Source organism: Burkholderia sp. ZZQ-2, from assembly GCF_050768715.1.
Taxonomy (GTDB): Bacteria; Pseudomonadota; Gammaproteobacteria; order Burkholderiales; family Burkholderiaceae; genus Burkholderia; species Burkholderia cepacia.
The window spans coordinates 1-3,302 of the sequence record NZ_LDVA01000016.1 but is presented as its reverse complement, the minus strand read 5'-3'; the positions used below and the strand labels follow the sequence as shown (position 1 = coordinate 3,302).

The window sequence follows — 3,302 nt, the reverse complement described above, 5'->3', positions numbered from 1 at the left end:
GCGAGCACCGGCAGCCCTTCGGCCTGCGCGTGCCGCACGGTCGTCACCGCGAACAGCACGATGCCCTCCGCGAGCGGCAGCCCGAATGCCGGACCCACCTCCTCCGCGGCGTTGCCGTTGATCCCGCCGACGATCGCCATGTCGAGCTCGCCGCTGCACAGGAAACGCTCGGCCGCCTCGAACGCGGCGAGCGTCGACGCGTGGCCTGCGTCCACCGTCATGTTCATCCCGTGCAGATCGTGATAATTCGCGACGCGCGCCGGGATCACGTTCGGCATCATCCCGGGAAACGAGTTTTCGGTGGTGGGCGCGACGAGCCGCTGCGTCGCCTCGCGCAGGCCGTCCAGCAGGCGTTCGGTCGTCGCACGCTCGTCCGGCCGCGTCGCGTCGAGCACCGCCGCCGCGATGTCGTCGAGATAGCAGCGGCTCGCATACAGCGCCGCGTTGCGCGTGGGCCCCATGTGCCCCATCACGAGCCCGATCGTGTCCGCATGCTCGCCCCAGAACGTGCCGAGACGTTCGCGCAGGTCGTGCGCGGCATCGAGCGCCATCAGCTGGCAGCGATCGAGCGCGCGCAACACGGCCGGCGGCATCTTCACGCGCGCGAAGCTCGGCAGCGGATAGCCGATCCCGAAGCTCGCGTCCGGCGCGCGGCCTTCGCCGCGCAGCCAGGCCTCGACCTGTGCGTCGCCGTCGAGACCGGGAAACTTCGCCGACCACCCGACGATCGCCAGCGGTTCGCGCTGGAAGCGGCCGCTCGCGCCGCCGGCCGGCAGATCGGCACGGTACTCCGACACGATCAGGTGGCCGTTCGTGCCGCCGAAGCCGAACCCGGACACCGCCGCGACGCGTGCCGAATCGCGCCGGGCCGGCCATTCGACCGGCGCCACCGGAATCCGCAGGTTCGTGCCGTCGAGATCGAATTCCGGCGGCGGTTCGCTGAAGCGATGCTGGGGCGGAATCACCTGATGGCGCAAACCGAGCAGCACCTGGATCACCGATACGACGCCGGCCGCCCAGCCGGTATGCCCGACCAGCGACTTGTTGGAGGTCACCTGCACCGGGCGATCGCGCCGGATCGCATCGCGCAGGCTCTGGAATTCGGCGAGATCGCCGGCCGGCGTGCCGGTGGCATGCGCCACGACCCAGTCGACGTCGGCGGGCACCGTCGCGGTGCGCGCATACGCGCGGTCGATCGCGATGCGCTGGCCGGCCGAATTCGGCGCGTAGATCGCCTTGCCCTTCCCGTCCGACGACGAGCCGAACGACTTCAGCACGCCGAGAATGCGGTCGCCGTCCGCGCGCGCGCGCGTCAGGCGCTTCAGGATCACGACGCCCGCGCCGTCCGCGAACAGCACGCCGTCGCAGTTGCGATCGAGCGGCCGCACCTCGCCGCTGCGCGACAGCCCGTGCAGCTTCGAAAACAGGATCGAGCCGCGCGGTGCGAGCGCGAACGCGCCGCCGCACGCGACCACGTCCTGCTTGCCGAGCAGCAGTGCCTTGATCCCGAGATCGATCGAATACAGCGACGACGAACACGCGGTGTCGACCATCATGTACTCCGCGTCGTCCGGCAGCACGCCCTTCATCGCATTCAGGCCGACCCGATGCGGGAAGAACGACGCAAGATCGCCCGCGCCGCGCGCATAACGCGCGCTCAGCACCGCATCGATCGCGGCCACGCGGCGCGCGCGCTCGGCCGCGTCGACGCCCGCGTCGGCCAGCACCGCGTTCAGGCGCTCGCGCGCGGCGGCCAGCACCATGCCTTCCTCGAGATGCTGGCTGCCGTCCGCCGTGTAGCCGACCAGGAACGCGACGCGGTCGGCATCGCGCAGCGTCACGCCGTCGAGCGCCTGGCACAGTGCGTGGCGCAGCCACAGCGTCGTGAGCTCGCGCGGCGCGGTGCCGGCGTCGAGTTCGGCGCGCAGCGTCGAGCACGGCTCGAACTGTTCGATGAAGACCGAGCGCGACTGGTAGCTCTTGTCTTCCGCCGACGTATCCGGCGAGTAGAACGACCGGTAGTCCCAACGATCCGGCGGCACGTTGCCGAACAGCTCGGGGCCGTCCAGCAGCGCGCGCCAGAATGCGTCCGGATCGCTCGCACCGGGCAATGCGAGACCCATGCCGACCACGGCGATGTCGTCGCTGTCCGGCGCGTCGCGCTCCGATGCGTCGTCGGCCGGCGCGGCCGGTTGCGCGACGGCCGCGGCGGCGCCCGCATCCTGCCCGGCGTTCGCCCATTCGGCGCGCGGCGACAATCCCTCGCTGCACAGCGACAACCCGCCATCCGCGACGACCACCTGTCCGGTGATCCAGCGTGCGGCATCCGACGCGAGAAACACGACGAGATCGGCGAGATCCTCCGCGCGCGCGAGCCGCTTCAGCGGCGTCGCCGCGATGCTCGAGCGCTTCGTGTTCTCCGGGTCCGGAAACTGCGCGGCGACGTCGCCGTCGATCAGCGTCGACGATGCGCCGTTCACCCGGATCTGGCGCCCCGCATACTCGACCGCGAGATAGCGCGTCAGCGATTCGAGCGCCGCCTTCGCGGTGCCGACGACGAGATAGTTCGCGGGCACGAGCGTCGCGCCCACCGACGACACATTGACGATCGCGCCGCCGCCCGAACGCGCCATCAGCGCCGCGGCGCGGCGTGCGCACCAGAACGCGCCTTTCAGGTTGGTGTCGAGCGCGCGATCAAAATGCTCGGCGCCGATCTCGTCGACGCCGAGCAGCGCGCCGGACGCCGCATTGTTGACGAGCACGTCGAGGCGGCCGTAGCGCCGTTCGATCTCGTCGAACATCCGGTCGACCTGCGTCTGCTGCGCGACCGACGCACGGATCACGTCGACGGTCGCGCCGAGCGCGCGCAGTTCCTCGGCCGTCTCCTTCGACGCGTCGAGCGAATGGAAGAAATTCAGGATCACGTGCGCGCCCTGCTCGGCGAAACGCCTGCAGATTGCCTTGCCCACGTTTTTCGCACCGCCCGTCACGAGAACGAGCTTGCCGCGCATGCTGGTATTCGACATGGATCGCCTGCCTATCGAGAACTTGTCATTACGGGCAGGGCCCCCCCTGCCGACCAACGTTTCGGCCCACGGGCGTCAGGCGTGCGCCTTTCCCTGGTTCTCGTAGACGAAATCGACGATCTGCCCCATCGCCTTGAAGTCGCCGCTGCGGAAATTGGCGGGCAGCGGCGGCAACGCGTAGCGCGCGGTGATGCGCTGGATGATCTCGGTTTGCTTGACCGAGTCGATACCGAGTTCGGCTTCGAGCTCGATCGATTCGGAGAACACCTCGGCCGG

Annotated in this window: 1 protein-coding gene and 1 pseudogene; both read right to left on the bottom strand. The window is 69.8% G+C overall.

The window, feature by feature from the left end:
• A partial coding sequence (locus ABY44_RS00240; RefSeq protein ID WP_431640692.1) for an SDR family oxidoreductase occupies positions 1–3,026 on the bottom strand: 3,026 nt, incomplete at its 3' end.
• A gap of 75 nt (positions 3,027–3,101) precedes the next feature.
• Positions 3,102–3,302: pseudogene (locus tag ABY44_RS00235) on the bottom strand (acyltransferase domain-containing protein); the annotation flags it as partial.